Annotated in this window: 9 protein-coding genes and 1 tRNA gene; 8 read left to right on the forward strand and 2 right to left on the reverse strand. The window is 45.1% G+C overall.

Going from position 1 to position 15,588, the window contains the following annotated elements; genetic code table 11:
* The first annotated feature begins 12 nt into the window (after positions 1 to 12).
* Positions 13 to 510, forward strand: coding sequence for a PocR ligand-binding domain-containing protein (locus ACG3M1_RS07990; protein WP_002608327.1), 498 nt, complete (start codon positions 13 to 15; stop codon positions 508 to 510).
* 339 nt (positions 511 to 849) lie between these two features.
* On the forward strand, positions 850 to 1,647 hold the full coding sequence (locus ACG3M1_RS07995) for a ZIP family metal transporter (protein ID WP_008819103.1): 798 nt from the start codon (positions 850 to 852) through the stop codon (positions 1,645 to 1,647).
* An 81-nt stretch (positions 1,648 to 1,728) separates the two neighbouring features.
* Here ACG3M1_RS07995 and ACG3M1_RS08000 read toward each other — a convergent pair whose 3' ends face one another.
* Entirely contained in the window at positions 1,729 to 3,714 is a 1,986-nt protein-coding gene (locus ACG3M1_RS08000; RefSeq protein WP_009269457.1) for an FAD-dependent oxidoreductase, read from the reverse strand.
* Between the two features lie 230 nt (positions 3,715 to 3,944).
* On the opposite strand from ACG3M1_RS08000, the gene ACG3M1_RS08005 reads away from it, so the two are divergent.
* The 3 genes from ACG3M1_RS08005 to malQ all read left to right on the forward strand — a co-directional run bounded on the left by ACG3M1_RS08005 (position 3,945) and on the right by malQ (position 8,479).
* On the forward strand, positions 3,945 to 4,556 hold the full coding sequence (locus ACG3M1_RS08005; protein WP_009269456.1) for a TetR/AcrR family transcriptional regulator: 612 nt from the start codon (positions 3,945 to 3,947) through the stop codon (positions 4,554 to 4,556).
* A gap of 183 nt (positions 4,557 to 4,739) precedes the next feature.
* Positions 4,740 to 6,998 carry a glycogen/starch/alpha-glucan family phosphorylase gene (gene glgP / locus ACG3M1_RS08010; protein ID WP_008819099.1) on the forward strand — a complete coding sequence of 753 codons (2,259 nt, stop codon included), beginning with the start codon at positions 4,740 to 4,742 and terminating at the stop codon, positions 6,996 to 6,998.
* 8 nt (positions 6,999 to 7,006) lie between these two features.
* On the forward strand, positions 7,007 to 8,479 hold the full coding sequence (gene malQ, locus ACG3M1_RS08015) for a 4-alpha-glucanotransferase (RefSeq protein WP_008819098.1): 1,473 nt from the start codon (positions 7,007 to 7,009) through the stop codon (positions 8,477 to 8,479).
* Positions 8,480 to 8,760: 281 nt separating this feature from the next.
* Here malQ and ACG3M1_RS08020 read toward each other — a convergent pair whose 3' ends face one another.
* Positions 8,761 to 10,056 (reverse strand): S1C family serine protease, encoded by a 1,296-nt coding sequence (locus ACG3M1_RS08020; RefSeq protein ID WP_002608333.1) that lies wholly within the window; start codon positions 10,054 to 10,056, stop codon positions 8,761 to 8,763.
* Positions 10,057 to 10,369: 313 nt separating this feature from the next.
* Here ACG3M1_RS08020 and ACG3M1_RS08025 point away from each other — a divergent pair, with 313 nt between their 5' ends.
* The 3 genes from ACG3M1_RS08025 to ACG3M1_RS08035 all read left to right on the forward strand — a co-directional run bounded on the left by ACG3M1_RS08025 (position 10,370) and on the right by ACG3M1_RS08035 (position 15,588).
* Positions 10,370 to 11,728: a hypothetical protein gene (locus ACG3M1_RS08025; RefSeq protein ID WP_009269455.1), complete on the forward strand. Its 1,359-nt coding sequence runs from the start codon at positions 10,370 to 10,372 to the stop codon at positions 11,726 to 11,728.
* Between the two features lie 286 nt (positions 11,729 to 12,014).
* A tRNA-Glu gene (locus ACG3M1_RS08030) sits at positions 12,015 to 12,090 on the forward strand.
* A 453-nt stretch (positions 12,091 to 12,543) separates the two neighbouring features.
* On the forward strand, positions 12,544 to 15,588 hold the full coding sequence (locus ACG3M1_RS08035; RefSeq protein ID WP_070117060.1) for an SrtB-anchored collagen-binding adhesin: 3,045 nt from the start codon (positions 12,544 to 12,546) through the stop codon (positions 15,586 to 15,588).

A 15,588-nucleotide genomic window follows, 5' to 3' on the forward strand; every position in this document is an offset into this window, starting at 1 on the left:
GGAGTATGGATAATGGAAACAAAAGAAATCATCAAACATGCCTTAAAGGATTATCAGAATATTACCGGACTGCGCAGCTATGTGGTATATGACAATACGGTAATTCAGAGTGCTTCGGAGAAAAATTATTTCTGCAAGTGTTTGAAATCCAGCAGTAAGGCTTTGAAAAAGTGTGAGGAATGTACAGAGGAAACATATGAGAATGCGAGAAAAATCGATCATGAATGTGTGTATTCCTGTCATGCAGGTCTCATCAAATGGGCGGTACCGGTACAGCGTGGAGATTTCCACTGTGTTATCGTCAGTGAAGGTGTTCTCGCCATGAAACAGATGGAGGATGCTGATAAATGGGCAAAATATCTAAGCAGGGAGTATCAGCTGGATGAGAGTATGCTGCTGAAGAATTTTAAGGTCATTCAGACGATGGATGAGGATCAGATGAATGCTTCGATTGAGCTGTTAAAGGATTTGTTGTCCTATCACTTTGCCATGGCGGAAAAGCAGGCGTAGCGTTTCATTTTCATACAATGGAAGCGTGTATGTTCAGTCAGGGAATCGCTGAAGGGATAAACATACATGCAAAAGGGATCGATACCGTTTTCGATGATATCGATTCCTTTTTTGACTTTATGAGATGTATCCTGTCCATTTCCGGATAAGAAATTACGCATCCTTCAAGCTTGGCTGTTTTATTGCTTCGTGTCAATAGCTCTATGGAATATACGGAAAATATGGCATAAGAAATCATTTTGATATGAATCGCAGGATTCCCGAGACATATGAATGGCGAAAAGAAAGTGTATCCTTTATAATAAAGACAGCTACAATAATAGAGAAGAGGGTGATTTTATGACAATTACAAATCCATATATACTGGCAGCGATTGGAACCGGGTTCACATTTTTGATGACTGCCCTGGGCGCTGCGACAATCTTTTTGATCCGCAAGGAGATGAAGCAGGGAATGCAGTCTGCCTTTCTCGGCTTTGCGGCAGGTGTGATGATTGCGGCTTCTGTCTGGAGTCTTTTGATTCCCAGCATGGAACAGGCAAAGGAGCTGGGAATGCCGGAATGGCTTCCGGCAGGCGGCGGCTTTGTGTTAGGCGGTCTGTTTCTGCTGGCACTGGATAAGGCGCTGCCGCATCTGCATCCGGGAAGCGATGAACCCGAGGGACCGAAAAGCTCCCTGAAGAGGACGACGATGCTGGTATTTGCCGTTACGCTGCATAACATTCCCGAGGGCATGGCAGTCGGTCTGTCCTTTGCCTTATCCACATCGGCGGGGGCCTCTACAACACTGGCTGCCGCTATCGCATTGGCGATCGGAATCGGCCTGCAGAATTTTCCGGAGGGTGCCGCCATCTCCTTACCGCTGTACAAGGAGGGCTGCTCGCGTGCGAAAGCATTTCTTTACGGCGCATTGAGCGGTATCGTGGAGCCGATTGCAGGAATCGCCACGGTTGCTATCGTCGGCGGGGCCACCATCGCCATGCCATGGCTGCTGTCCTTTGCGGCAGGGGCAATGATTTATGTGGTGGTGGAGGAGCTGATTCCGGAAGCAAATCTGGATGCGCACTCCCATGCCGGGACCTACGGTGTCATGATCGGGTTTCTGATTATGATGATCATGGATGTTGCCTTGGGATAAAACGATTTCTAAATTATCGTAGGGTCCTGAAAAAAAAACAGCAAAAACGGGTCGCACTGACCCGTTTTTCTTTGTACTGTATCAGATATTTCTTGCAAGCTCGTAGGCATCCCAGATCGCATACATGATATTATGTACCCGGTTGGAATCTCCGATATTGTATACCGGGATATCCATATCCTTCAGTTCCTCATAAATCCTGTTGTTTGCGATATAGCCGATAGAGGTGATGATGCCGTCCGCAGGCAGCAGCTTTTCACCCTGCGGTGTAGAAATGACAACACCCTCATCGCTAGATTTCACTACGCTGGATTTGGTGTGCACATCGATCCTGTGGTAGGTAATCAGATCCTCCAGCATGAAATGATTCATATGCGGCAGAGCACCGGCTCCTCCCAGAATTTCATCCGCTATTTCCACAACTGTGACATGGCTGCCCTGCTGTGTCAGCCAGATTCCTGTTTCACAGCCGACAAGTCCGCCGCCGATGATGACAACATTGCCACTGATGTTTTTCTGTCCCAGCAGCACCTCGTCCGCGCTCGCAACTGGCAGAGGTCCTTCAACCTCCATATGTCTCGGTGTTGAACCGCTGGCACATACGATGACATCCGCATGATAGCTGTCGATTGTATCCGGAGTAACCTCATGATGATAGCGGACATCAACCTTCAGCAGCTCCAGCTGACGCTTGTAATAGGAAATCAGCTTGCGGTCATAGCGTTTAAAATGCGGAACACCGCCGGGAATCAGGTTACCTCCCAGCTGATCGCTTTTTTCACACAGAATGACAGAATGACCTCTGAGTGCACACACCCGTGCTGTTTCCAGTCCTGCAACACCGCCGCCGATAACGAGTACGGTTTTCTTTGTACAGGCTGCAGTAATGCCGTAAATTTCCTCACGTCCGCACGCCGGATTTACTGCACAGCAAATCGGACCATTGGCAATTCTTCCCAGACAGCCCTCATGACAGCCCAGACATGGCCGGATTTCATCCGTTCTTCCCGTTCTGACCTTTTCTGCGAACTCCGCATCCGCCAGCAGCGGACGTCCGTAGCTGATAATATCACAGCAATCCTTCAATGCCTCCACTGCCATATCCGGATCATCCATCCGCCCGGCTAAGATAATCGGTACGTCGACCTCTTTTTTCAGAATTCTTCCGAATTCGCGGTACATGCCGTCTTCAAAATACATCGGCGGGTGATTCCAGTACCAGGAATCATAGGTTCCAGCATCCACATTCAATGCATCATAGCCGGCATTAACCAGGATCTTCGCAGCTGCAATGCCTTCCTCGATATCCTTTCCGACCTCCGTGTATTCCTCCTGCGGCAGACCTCCCTGCCGAAGACCCTTCATACAGCTCTTCAGACTGTAGCGCAGCGATACAGGAAAGTCAGGTCCGCAGACCTTTTTGATTCCCCTGACAATCTCTGTGGCAACACGCAGACGGTTTTCCAGAGAGCCGCCGAATTCATCACTGCGTTTATTAAACAAAGCAATGGCGAACTGATCCAGCAGGTAGCCTTCATGCACCGCATGGATTTCCACACCGTCAAAGCCTGCCTTTTTCGCAATCGCCGCAGATTCGATGAAGCGCCTGATCAGATTCATGATTTCCTCTTTGGTCATTTCACGATGTGTGATACGCGGATCAAAGCGGTTGGTGTTTTCACTTGGAGCGATATGCTTTGCCGTAAAGCCGGGCAGGGCACTGCGTCCCAGACCGCCGGTCAGCTGTAGAAAAATCTTGGAGCCGTATGCATGAATGCGGTCATTCATGCTATAGGTACTGTGAATGAAAGCAAGCGGATTGCTTGTCGGGCATGGCAGACCGTTTGCGGGGATGCCCTCGATACTCATATCGACGGAGCAGATACCCGTGATGATCAAACCAACGTTGTTTTTTGCGCGCTCTACGTAATAATCCTGCAGGCGCTGGTTGAAGCCGCCGAAGGAATCCGCATACCCGACAGGCCCCATGGGTGCCATGGAAATCCTGTTTTTCAATGTACAGGAGCCAATGCCTGTTGGTTGAAACAACTCTCGATGATGTGTCATAAAGTCCTCCTTACCGAATACGTTCGGTCAATATCTAGTTTCATTCTAACAGGCAATGTAAGCGTTGTCAACACTTACCGAATACATTCGCTGAAAGGATTTGTATGTCTGTGTCAGGTATGATATAATCAACTGGAAATCGGGTGAAGAGGATACCGGAGAAAGCTTTTGAGGCGAATCGTCGTTACGGCATTTTCAGAATCTTGCTTTACCCACAGGAGGTCAGTTGGATGGAAAAAAAACAAACGCGGAAGGAACAGGCATTGCAGACGCGCTCCAATATACTTACTGTATGCACCGGACTGCTGCGTGAGCATACCTTTGATGAGCTTAGCATATCCATGATCTGCAGAGAAGCGGACATATCCGTGGGTGCCTTCTATCATCATTTTAAAACGAAATCCGACATCATTGTGGAGCTGTACCGCGATGTGGATGATGTCTTCGTGAACGATATTCTGCCTGTCTGCAGGCAGCTGCCGCCGCTGGAAGCGATTTTGCAGTATCTGTGTGAGCAATGCGGCTATGCGGAAACGATGGGGATTGACAGTATCAAAAATGTGTACAAGGCGCAAATCGACAATGGAAATACCTTTTTTGCGTCCAATGCACGCGGTCTGCCCGACGGTCTGCGCTGTCTTTTGCAGCGTGCGGTGAGGGAGTGCTGTCTGAAAACGGATACGGATATCGAAAAGCTTTTGGAGGAGCTGCTGATTATGAGCAGGGGGGTAATCTATTACTGGTGTATCCGAAACGGAGAAATCAATGTACGGGACTATATCTATCATATGGCAGAGGGATATTTGCAGGCATATCTTGCGAATCCGTCCATTTCTTTGTGATTATCATACAAAACAGGTATACATACGATGCGGATAGCACGAAATTCACAGAAAAATGAATAAAAAGTACAGAAATTTGAAAAAACTGTACTTTTTTTAAATTCTTCACGTATTCCTTAGTGATTTGTGTTAAAATATTGATAAATGATAAACGCTTACATATTTGTGTGAAGGAGGCAATTTATGACGTTCATGAGACAGGAACTGATTCAGGATATACGAAATGCAGCGGGATGCAAGCCAACTGCCGGGACACTTTACAAGGCAATCAACCGTGCGGTGCGCAAGCAGATGGCAAAGCTGGAGCCTGTTGTATCAAAGCGGAAGCTGTACTATATCTCCGCAGAGTTTTTGCTGGGAAAAATGCTGACAAGCAATCTGATTCATCTGCATGCTCTGGAGGATGTAAAGACTCTTGTCGGGGAATATGGCTGTACATGGAAGGAAATACAGGATATTGAGCAGGAGCCAAGTCTTGGTAACGGCGGTCTGGGAAGACTGGCCGCATGCTTTCTGGATTCCATTGCAGAGCTGAATCTGTGCGGGGACGGGATCGGTCTGTATTATCACTTCGGCCTGTTTGAACAGCGCTTTCTAAATCATAAGCAGACAGAGCTGCCAAACGCATGGATCGACACGGTCAGCTGGTTTGAAAGGGTGCCGGTTGATTTTCAGGTTAAGCTTCCATGCTGTACCCTGCAGCCCGTGCGCTATGATATGGATGTTATCGGCTTTGACGGGAAAAAGAACCGTCTGCATCTGTTTGATGTGGAAAGTGTTGAGGAGGGCATCGTTAAAGAGGGCATTCAGTTCGATAAAACAGATATCCGACGGAATCTGACGCTGTTTCTGTATCCGGATGACAGTGATGAGCAGGGCAGACTGCTTCGCATTTACCAGCAGTATTTCATGGTAGCCTGCGGTGCGCATATGATTCTGGAGGAACAGAAGCAGTTGGGGCATGATCTGCACAGACTGTATGAGCATGCCGTGATTCAAATCAATGATACCCATCCATCTCTGATCATACCGGAACTGATATATCAGCTGATGCAGGAGGGAATCCGTATGAAGGAGGCGGTGCGCATTGTTGAAAAAACGTGTGCATACACCAATCATACGATTCTGGCGGAGGCTCTGGAAACCTGGCCGATGTCCTATCTGGAAACCGTAGTTCCGCATTTGTGCGGCATTCTGCAGGCACTGGATACCGCAGCAGATCAGCGCTGCAGTGCAGCTGGTGTGGCATTGATCGATGCGGACAATCGCATGCATATGGCACATATGGATATTCATTTTGGAAAAAGCGTCAACGGGGTTGCGGCTTTGCACACAGAGATACTGAAGCAAAGCGAGCTGCATGCCTTTTATGAGCTGTATCCTAAAAAATTTAACAATAAAACCAATGGTATCACCTTTACACGCTGGCTGCATGCCTGCAATACACAGCTGTATACGTATCTGATGGAGCTGCTGCATATGGATTCCTGGCAGGATGAGCGCCTTGCAGAGCTGCATGCCTATGCACAGGATGCGGACGTCATTGCACATCTGCAGGACATTAAGCAGGAAAAGAAACGGGAATGGTGTACACATATCCGCAACAAGCAGAGGGTGGCAATCAATCCCAACAGTATCTTCGATACGCAGGTCAAACGGCTGCATGAATACAAGCGCCAGCAGATGAATGCGCTGTGGATTATTTATAAACTGAAGGAAATTCGCAAAGGAAATCTGCCAAAGCGGCCGATCACCTGTATTTTCGGAGCCAAGGCGGCACCTGCATATACGATTGCCAAGGATATCATTCATGTGCTGCTCTGTCTGCAGGATATCATTGAACACGATGCCAGGGTATCTCCGTATCTGCAGGTCTGCTTCATTGAAAATTACAATGTGAGCGAAGCGGAGCTGATTATTCCGGCAAGCGACATATCCGAGCAGATCTCACTGGCAAGCAAGGAAGCCAGCGGGACAGGAAACATGAAGTTTATGCTGAACGGTGCGCTGACGCTGGGAACCCGGGACGGTGCCAATATGGAGATTGCCGATCTGGTTGAGGAAGACAATATTTATATCTTTGGAAAAAGCAGTGAAGAGGTCATTGCGCATTATGAAAAGGCAGATTACTGTTCACGGGATTATTATGAACAGGATGCTCTGCTGCAGGAGCTGGTGGATTATCTGATCGGAGAGGAAATGCTTGCGACAGGAGATCGAAAATCGCTGCATCGCTTTTATCAGGAGCTGCTGAACAAGGACTGGTTCATGACGCTGCTGGATACCAGAGAGTATATAGCATGTAAGGAACAGATGCTGAAGGATTATGAGAACCGCAAGCTTTGGGGACGGAAAATGCTGCACAATATCGCATGCAGCTCCTTCTTCTCCAGCAAACGTACGATTGAGGATTATGACCGTGATATCTGGAACTTAGGATAGGAGGAATTATGGAGAGACAAACTGGAATTTTAATGCCTATTTCGTCATTGCCGGGAAATCAGGGAATCGGTGATTTCGGCAAACACACCTATCGGCTCATAGATGCCATCAGTAAACAGCATATCCGCATCTGGCAGATTCTGCCACTGAACCCTGTAGGCTATGGGAATTCGCCCTACCAGCCGTTTTCATCGTACGCAGGGGATGAAATCTACATCAGTGTGGATACACTGGCAGATTACGGACTGCTTAAGCAAAGCTCTATCCGCAATTATAATAAATTTTCAGAAAAGGTGGATTATGACGGGGTTCGTGCTTTCAAGGCACCGTATCTGAAAAAGGCATACAAGACCTTTTTGAAGATGCAGGATACCTTTGCTCAGGAATACCAGCTGTTTTGTTCCACTGCTCCATGGCTGTATCCATACGCTGTTTTCATAACGCTGAAAAAGCATAATCAGATGGCAAGCTGGACACAGTGGCCAAAGGAGCAGCGTGAATGGATTCGCAACCGCCGCTTTTCGTTGAAGGAGTTTGAAGAGGAAATCCGTTATGAACAGTTTCTGCAGTTCATCTTCTATAAGCAGTGGAATCAGGTAAAAGCATATGCGAACGCACATGGTGTGGAAATCATGGGCGATCTTCCGTTTTATGTCGGACTGGACAGTGCGGATGTCTGGCAGAATCAGGAGGATTTCCTGCTGGATCCGCAGGGAAATCCAAGTCATATCGCAGGAGTACCGCCGGATTATTTCAGTGACGACGGACAACGCTGGGGAAATCCAATCTATAACTGGAAGCAGATGAAAAAGGATCACTATGATTTCTGGATGGAACGGCTCGCCTGGAATCAGCAGCAGTATGATATCATCCGTCTGGATCATTTCCGTGCCTTTGATACCTATTGGAAAATACCGGCATCCTGTCCGACTGCAAAGGATGGAGAATGGATCATGGGACCATCCTATGAGTTTTTTGATGAGGTGTTCCGCCGATTCCCGGAAATCCGTCTAATTGCAGAGGATTTGGGCGATCTGCGCAGACAGGTTGGCAAGCTGCGTGATCATTACAACCTGATGGGCATGAATGTCATATCCTTTGAGCTGCAGCCTAAGCTTTTGAAGAAGCCGCGGAAAGAGCATATCGTTTTATATACGGGAACGCATGATAATGATACACTGGAGGGCTTTTATCAGCTATTGACACAGAATCGGCGTATCGCCTTGCGCAGATTTTTCCATAACTGCGGCTATGATAACCGAATGTTTCACGAACTGGTGATTCGCTATTGTCTGGATAGTGCCGCCGATGTGGTCATCCTGCCAATGAGTGATATTCTTGGCTTAAAGAGTGAGGGGCGCCTCAATACACCGGGAACGATCGGCAGTCCGAACTGGGAGTGGAAGGTGAAAAACCTCAAGGAATTTTATGCACTGCTGCCAAAGCTGGGAGAATGGATGCAAGCAGGCGGGCGCAGCTGATTGAGATAATCAATATATTGAACATGGAAGCTGAAAAAAGGGTATCCTGTCTGTCGTATGGATAGAACCGGATTGCCCTTTTCGTTATGATGATAGATATCTTCACTGTTTTTCTGTTTTCAATTCGTTTTACATACATACTGAATTCCTTTGAACAGGCTGTAGATCAGGAACCAAAAACGATACAGCATAAAAAGCTTTTTCATACATTTTAGATTTCATGGATGAAAAAGCTTTTTGTTTTATTGCTGCGTTAGGAAAAATATGCGAGCTGATAAGTATCAGCGATTCTGGTTTGGCGTCTGCCGGGAAGTGCCCTCATCCGAGGAGGAAGTGGTATTGTCAGCTTCTCCAAGTGTGACTGTAAAGGTCTTAGTGGAACGATCCCGCAGGACGGTAATTTTCATAGTTTCTCCAGCCTTGTGGGAATTTACCACGGTTTTAACATCGGAAATACTTTCTACGTCCTTGTCATCTACTTTTAAAATCTGATCGCCGGCCTGCAGTCCTGCTTTATCAGCTGCCTTACCTTCCACGACACTTGCGATATAGACCTGTGTGCTGGTATCGGAGCTGAATGGATTGTTGCTGGTACCCAGGGTCAGTGTAACTCCCAGAGATGCGCGTCCCTTTACATAACCGTTTTCAATCAGATTTGTGATAACATCCTTTGCACGGTCGATAGGAATTGCAAAACCAAGACCTTCGATATTGGAACCACTGGATTTGGCATTAACAATACCGATCAGTTCACCCTGATCATTGAACAAACCGCCACCGGAATTTCCCGGATTGATAGCAGCATTTGTCTGTAGAAGATGCATTGTCTGATTATCTATCGTCACTTCCCGGTCCAGTGCGGAAATGATGCCGCTTGTCACGGTGCCGCCAAGTTCACCAAGTGGGTTTCCAATCGCAACTGCGGTATCCCCGACTTCCAGCTTGGAGCTGTTGCCCAGTACAGCAGGCTTTAGGTTGCTTGCCTCGACCTTTATAACAGCCAGATCGGTGGAGGAATCATTGCCTATCAGTTTGGCATCGTAAGACTTTCCATCCTTGGTTGTTACCTTGATTTTGCTTGCACCGTCAATTACATGATTGTTTGTCACGATGTATCCATCCTTGCTAAGAATGACACCGCTGCCGGCACCTGACTGAACTGCCTGTTGGAAAAACTCATTCGTGGAAACGGATTCTGTTTTTATCTCCACAACGCTTTCCATGGCCTCATTCGCGATATCCTTGACTGACATACTGGTCGCGTTTGCTGTATTGCTTTTGGAAGAATTCGTTTTCTCAACTGCCTGATAAAGCACGGTTCCGTTTCCATTCGATTTGCTCAGCTGATATGCCAGTGTTGCTCCTCCAAATCCGCCTCCGATGGAAATCAGCAGACATCCGCTGATGATGCAGGCATTTTTGTGACGCTTCATAAACGATGGCTTTTTTTCCTTCTGCAAAGGTGCCCCTGCAGCTGCATCATCCATGTTCATTTCCGTGTTTTCTGATTTTTCATTGAACGAATTTTGTTTAACATCTTCCTCATTATGTTCTTCATATACTTCAAAGTCTTCCATATGTGTGTCCTCCTTTTATGCATAAGACTACAAGTGACATAGTCATTTTACGAGTCTTATTTTACAAAAACATTATCTCAGAAAAATATAGTAAATGTGTGAATTTCTTATGAATTCTGGATGGAATGTGTGAAAACATGCCGGAAAAAATCGAAAATAAAAGATTTTACAAAGAAAAACACGGAAACTTCCTTAACCATACAGACATGTTGTGCTATAATGAAAAGGGATTTTCTGAAAAGAAATGAATATCGTCTGTATTATGCGATTAACATAAGATAAGAAAAGTGAAAATGTCGGAGGGTAAAAACACATGGCTAAAACTACAAAAAAGAAAACATTAACAAAGAAAACAGCCAAGGCTGCAGCTAAGACAGAATCAAAGACAGCACAGGAACAGCTGAAGCTGACAGCGGAACCGGAAGCGAAGAAAATAACAGCAGAGAAGGAACCGGAAAAACTAACAACGAAAAAGATTGAAAAAATCACGACTGCGAAGGAAGCAGAAAAGCTGACTACAGCACCTGCACCAGAGAAAATCGAAACAAAGGAAACTGTGAAGCTGGAAACAAGTGCAGCAAAAACTACAGAAAAGGCTGAGGAAAAGAAGCCGACAGAAGCAAAAGCGGAGACTAAGAAAAAGCCGGCAGCGAAAAAAACTGCGGCAAAGAAAACAACGAAAAAAGAAGAAAGCAAAGAGGAAGCAGTAAAGGCAGAGGATAAACCGGTAAAGAAAGTTGCAAAGAAAACAGCAGCAGCGAAAAAAGCAGAGCCGACAGCGAAAAAGGCTGTGAAGAAGACTGAGGAAAAGAAGGCAGCAGCGAAAAAAGCAGCACCGAAAAAGGTAGATAAGGAAAAGCTGGAGGCTTATGCAGCACTGTCCCTGGATGAAGCAATTCAAAAGGCACAGGCAATGGGTGTGCAGCATGTATACGAGGACTATACAAGATTCCTGCTTGATGAGGCAGACAGTAAACAAATTGCGAAAAACATCATCGATGGAAATGCTCTTTCGGAAAAGGGCTTCACATTTGATAAGGACGGCTTTGATACGGATTTGATTTCTGTCGTTCTGGAAAAGGTAGCGGATACCATGGATGTAAAGGCTATGGATTATAAAGAACTGAAAAAGGATATCACGGCATGTCTGAAGGCTGAGATGACAGCAGATGCGGAAGCAAATGCTGCGGAATACCTGAAGGAGTTCAAGGTGTGTGAGAAGCTGCTGATGATCGGGCAGCGCAAAAACATTACAGATGCAGCGATCGTCAGTGATTTGATCGGTGCGGATGTGGATGCGTTTGTAGCACACTTCTTCCAGTTTGCATATGCAATTCTACCAGGCTGGCAGTATGATGATGTAAAATTCTATGAGGACTTTGCTTTTGCCGTGCTTTCCCAGTACAGTGATCTGTATGAGAAATATCAGTTGAATATCCTGCTGGATGTTGCGGACCTTTACATCAAGCATGGTGATTTCGGTCATGGTGATGAATGCTATGGCTATATCCTGCGTGACAACCAGATTAAGGACTATATTTATTACCGTTTTGCTTCTGTGTATGAAGACATCGACTTCAACAAGGCGAAGGCACTTGCCTATGAGTCCTTGCAGTATGTTGACGGACGTTATACGTACTACCAGAACATCATGGATATCATTAACAAATAAATGAAAGCTAAGACCGGGAATCGTATGATCTACCGGTCTTTCTTTATGCTGCTTTGCTGAAATCCGATGCAGATAGTGATTGCAGGATTTACGTTACGATATGGAGCTTACAAAACATGATAACATAATAGGTCATTTATAAATTTGGTGGGTGTTTCTCATGAGAGACGTTATACATGGATTTTCTGAGAGAATCCTGATGGGGAATATTTTTTTCTAAAAAATGAAGAAAATGCTTGACGTAAGGGAATATTATTTGTTATACTATACAGGCAGTTAGAAGTATGGCGCGTTGGAGAAACGGTTAACTCACTTGCCTTTCACGCAAGCATTCACGGGTTCGAATCCCGTACGCGTCACCATTTAAACCATACCTCACACATGAATTTGTGTGAGTTTTTATTTGTTGCATATAAAAGGCACACTCTGTATGGATGATTAAGAACCATCTTTTGCGTAGTGTGCTTTTTTATGTGCTTGCGTACGGGTTGGGATAATACATGATTTCTATTCTTTACTTTTTTAAACATAAAAACACAATAAAAATCTGATTATCCGCTAAAACACAGTATCTATCAGCATTTTCAAGGAAACAAACACATCAATTTACTACTTATTTACTACTAACGAATGAGCCTTGATACGCAAGTTTTCCTAGATATGCAAAGATATGGTACAGCATATCAGTATTGAAACAAGAAAAAATTGAATAACTCATAGATTATGGAACGCCTAAAATGACGTTCCTTTTCTATTTTCAGCCGTTCTTATTGGACGGCTTTTTTATTACCCAAAATGAAAGGAGCATTAGATTTATGAAAAAGACATTGAAACGATTGTGTACGGGCTTCTTAGCTCTTGCAACTGTCGTTACTGCTTTACCGACTACACCCGTTCATGCAGAAAGCAAGCAATACTGGACGGAAAGTGCAGAGCGTGTCGGTATCATTGAAAAAGTAATGAATGACGGTTCTATCGGTTCTACATTTAATGAGGGCATGATGAAAGTTGAGGGCGAAACTGCCTATTGTATTGACATTAACACAGATTTTAAGAATGGCTACAAGACCAGAGCTGACGCAAGCTCACGCATGAGTGCCGACCAGATTTCAGATGTGGCGTTATCCTTAGAGTATGTCAAACAGTATAGCGAAGCTCACAAGGAACTGAACTACAAACAAGTCTATCTGTTGGAACAATGTGTAGTCTGGCAGAGATTGAGCGTACATCTTGGCTGGCAATGTGATAACGTGCGAGCTTCTTATGATGAAATTCCAAAGGCAACGCAGGACGAAGTTTTCGCTGGTGCAAGAGCCTTTGTCAAAGAAAATAAAGGACGCTATGAATGTGGCGGTTATATCTACTCTGGCGAGGGGCAGGAATTGGGACAATTCTGGGCGAAGCTGAATGTCGGAAATGCGAAACTGCAAAAGACTTCCAGTAATACCAGCATTACAGACGGTAACGGGAATTACTCTATTGCAGGTGCGACCTATGGTGTCTTTTCTGATAAGGACTGCACGAAACAGCTTGCCACCCTTACGACTGATGAAAACGGAAATACAGATGTTGCAGAGGTAAAGGCTGGCACAGTTTATATCAAGGAACTATCCGCACCAGCAGGATATAAAGTGGATAAAACAATCTATCCATTAACAATCAAAGCTGGCGAAACAGCGACCTTGAAAGTATCAGATACACCCAAAGTAACAGACACTTTGATTGAGCTTTTCAAGATTGATATGGAAACACAGAAAGACAATCCGCAGGGAAACGCTTCTTTAGCAGGTGCGGAATTTACATGGAAGTATTATGCTGGCTTCTATAACAAAGACAATCTCCCTGCCGAAGCTACTCGTACATGGGTTACAAAGACAATCGCTGAAACAGACAGCGACGGAACAACCCACTACATCACAAAATTAGCGGACGCATACAAGGTATCTGGCGACAGTTTCTATATGCAGGACGGCAAGGCGGTTCTTCCACTTGGGACGCTAACCATAGAAGAAACAAAAGCTCCAAACGGCTACTTATTAGAGGGTGCATATATGCAGGCTGGCGATAAGTCCGAACAGATAAAAGGCTTATACCTTACACAGATTACCGAGGACGGCGACCTTGCCGTACTATCTGGAAGTAACCAGTTTTCCGTATCAGACAAGGTTATCCGTGGCGGTGTGGAAATTCAGAAACGAGATTTAGAAACGGGCGATACGAAGCCACAAGGAAGTGCCACTTTGAAAGATACTGCTTTTGACATCATTTCCTTAAATGACAATTCTGTTTTGGTTGAGGGCAAGCTATACAAGAAAAATGAAGTGGTAAAGACAATTCGTACCGATATTGAGGGTATCGCTTCTACTTCTGCCGACCTTTTACCTTATGGAAATTTCCGTATCGTTGAGAGTGAAGCTCCAAACGGATATTTGACAGACGGTGCAAAACCGATTGATTTTGCAATCACAGAAAACGGGAAAATCGTGGACTTAACCGACGAAGCCCACTCTATCTACAATCAGATTAAGCGTGGGGATATTGAGGGCGTGAAAATCGGAACAGGCACACACAAACGTCTTGCTGATGTTCCCTTTAGGATCACAAGCAAGACAACGGGCGAAAGTCATATTGTGGTAACTGATGATAACGGGCAGTTCTCCACTTCTTCTGAATGGGCTTCTCACAAGCACAATACCAACGCAGGAAAGACCAGCGAGGACGGTGTGTGGTTTGGAACTTCTGAACCAGACGATAGCAAGGGTGCATTACCTTATGATACTTATATCATTGAAGAAATGCGTTGTGATAGTAACAAAGGCTTTGAACTTATCCCACCTTTTGAAATTGTGGTATCAAGAAATAATCTTGTGATTGATTTAGGAACGCTGACTGATGAATACGAAAAAGAAATCTCTATCCATACCACAGCAACCAGCAAGGACGGCGAAAAGACTATCCTTGCAGGAAAAGAAGTAACAATCGTTGATACTATAAAATTGGACGGACTTACAAAAGGCACAAAATACCAGCTCAAAGGCTGGCAGATGTTAAAAGAAGAAAATGCCGAGCTTATCATTGATGGGAAACGTGTAGAAAATGATTATACCTTTGTTGCTGATGATGAAGAAATGAAAGTGGAAATTTCCTATACATTCAATACGTCTGCTTTAGGTGGCAAGAACCTTGTTACCTTTGAAGAATTGTATGATTTGAGCAATCCAGACGAACCCGTGAAAGTTGCGGAACACAAGGACATTGAGGACGACGGACAGACTGTATTGATTACAGAGCGTATCATCAAGATACATACAACTGCTACCGATAAGGACGGCAACAAAGAGCTTGAAGCTGGAAAAGAGGTAACAATCATTGATACCGTAACCTTAGAGGGCTTAGAAGTCGGTACACAGTACAAACTTGTGGGCTGGCAGATGTTGAAAGAAGAAAATGCAGAACTTCTTATCAACGGAAAGCGTGTGGAAAGTGATTATACGTTTACCGCTGACAGCGAAGCTATGAAAGTGGAAGTTGCTTTTATGTTTGACGCTACTTCTCTTGACGGCAAACAGCTTGTAACTTTTGAAGAATTATACGATTTCAGCAATCCAAACGAGCCGAAGAAAGTTACCGAGCATAAGGATATTGAGGATAAGGGACAGACGATTACTTTTAAGGAAAAGCCAGAAGAACCAGAAAAACCCGAAACACCACCGACACCAGAAAAGCCTAGCAGACCTAGCGACAGTCCAAAAACGGGCGATAACACAAACCTTTACGGACTGCTTGCACTTCTTTTGACTTCTGGTGCTGGACTGGCAGGTATCTTCTTCTACAAACGCCGTAAAATGAAGAAATCATAA

The sequence above is a fragment of the Clostridium sp. 10cd* genome, from assembly GCF_044336395.1.
Lineage (GTDB): Bacteria > Bacillota_I > Bacilli_A > Erysipelotrichales > Erysipelotrichaceae > Clostridium_AQ > Clostridium_AQ innocuum.

Excerpts from the sequence above, each read along its gene's own strand:
- ACG3M1_RS07990 (WP_002608327.1), top strand. The coding sequence starts at position 13 with ATGGAAACAAAAGAAATCATCAAACATGCCTTAAAGGATTATCAGAAT.
- ACG3M1_RS07995 (WP_008819103.1), top strand. The coding sequence starts at position 850 with ATGACAATTACAAATCCATATATACTGGCAGCGATTGGAACCGGGTTC.
- ACG3M1_RS08000 (WP_009269457.1), bottom strand. The coding sequence starts at position 3,714 with ATGACACATCATCGAGAGTTGTTTCAACCAACAGGCATTGGCTCCTGT.
- ACG3M1_RS08005 (WP_009269456.1), top strand. The coding sequence starts at position 3,945 with ATGGAAAAAAAACAAACGCGGAAGGAACAGGCATTGCAGACGCGCTCC.
- glgP (WP_008819099.1), top strand. The coding sequence starts at position 4,740 with ATGACGTTCATGAGACAGGAACTGATTCAGGATATACGAAATGCAGCG.
- malQ (WP_008819098.1), top strand. The coding sequence starts at position 7,007 with ATGGAGAGACAAACTGGAATTTTAATGCCTATTTCGTCATTGCCGGGA.
- ACG3M1_RS08020 (WP_002608333.1), bottom strand. The coding sequence starts at position 10,056 with ATGGAAGACTTTGAAGTATATGAAGAACATAATGAGGAAGATGTTAAA.
- ACG3M1_RS08025 (WP_009269455.1), top strand. The coding sequence starts at position 10,370 with ATGGCTAAAACTACAAAAAAGAAAACATTAACAAAGAAAACAGCCAAG.
- ACG3M1_RS08035 (WP_070117060.1), top strand. The coding sequence starts at position 12,544 with ATGAAAAAGACATTGAAACGATTGTGTACGGGCTTCTTAGCTCTTGCA.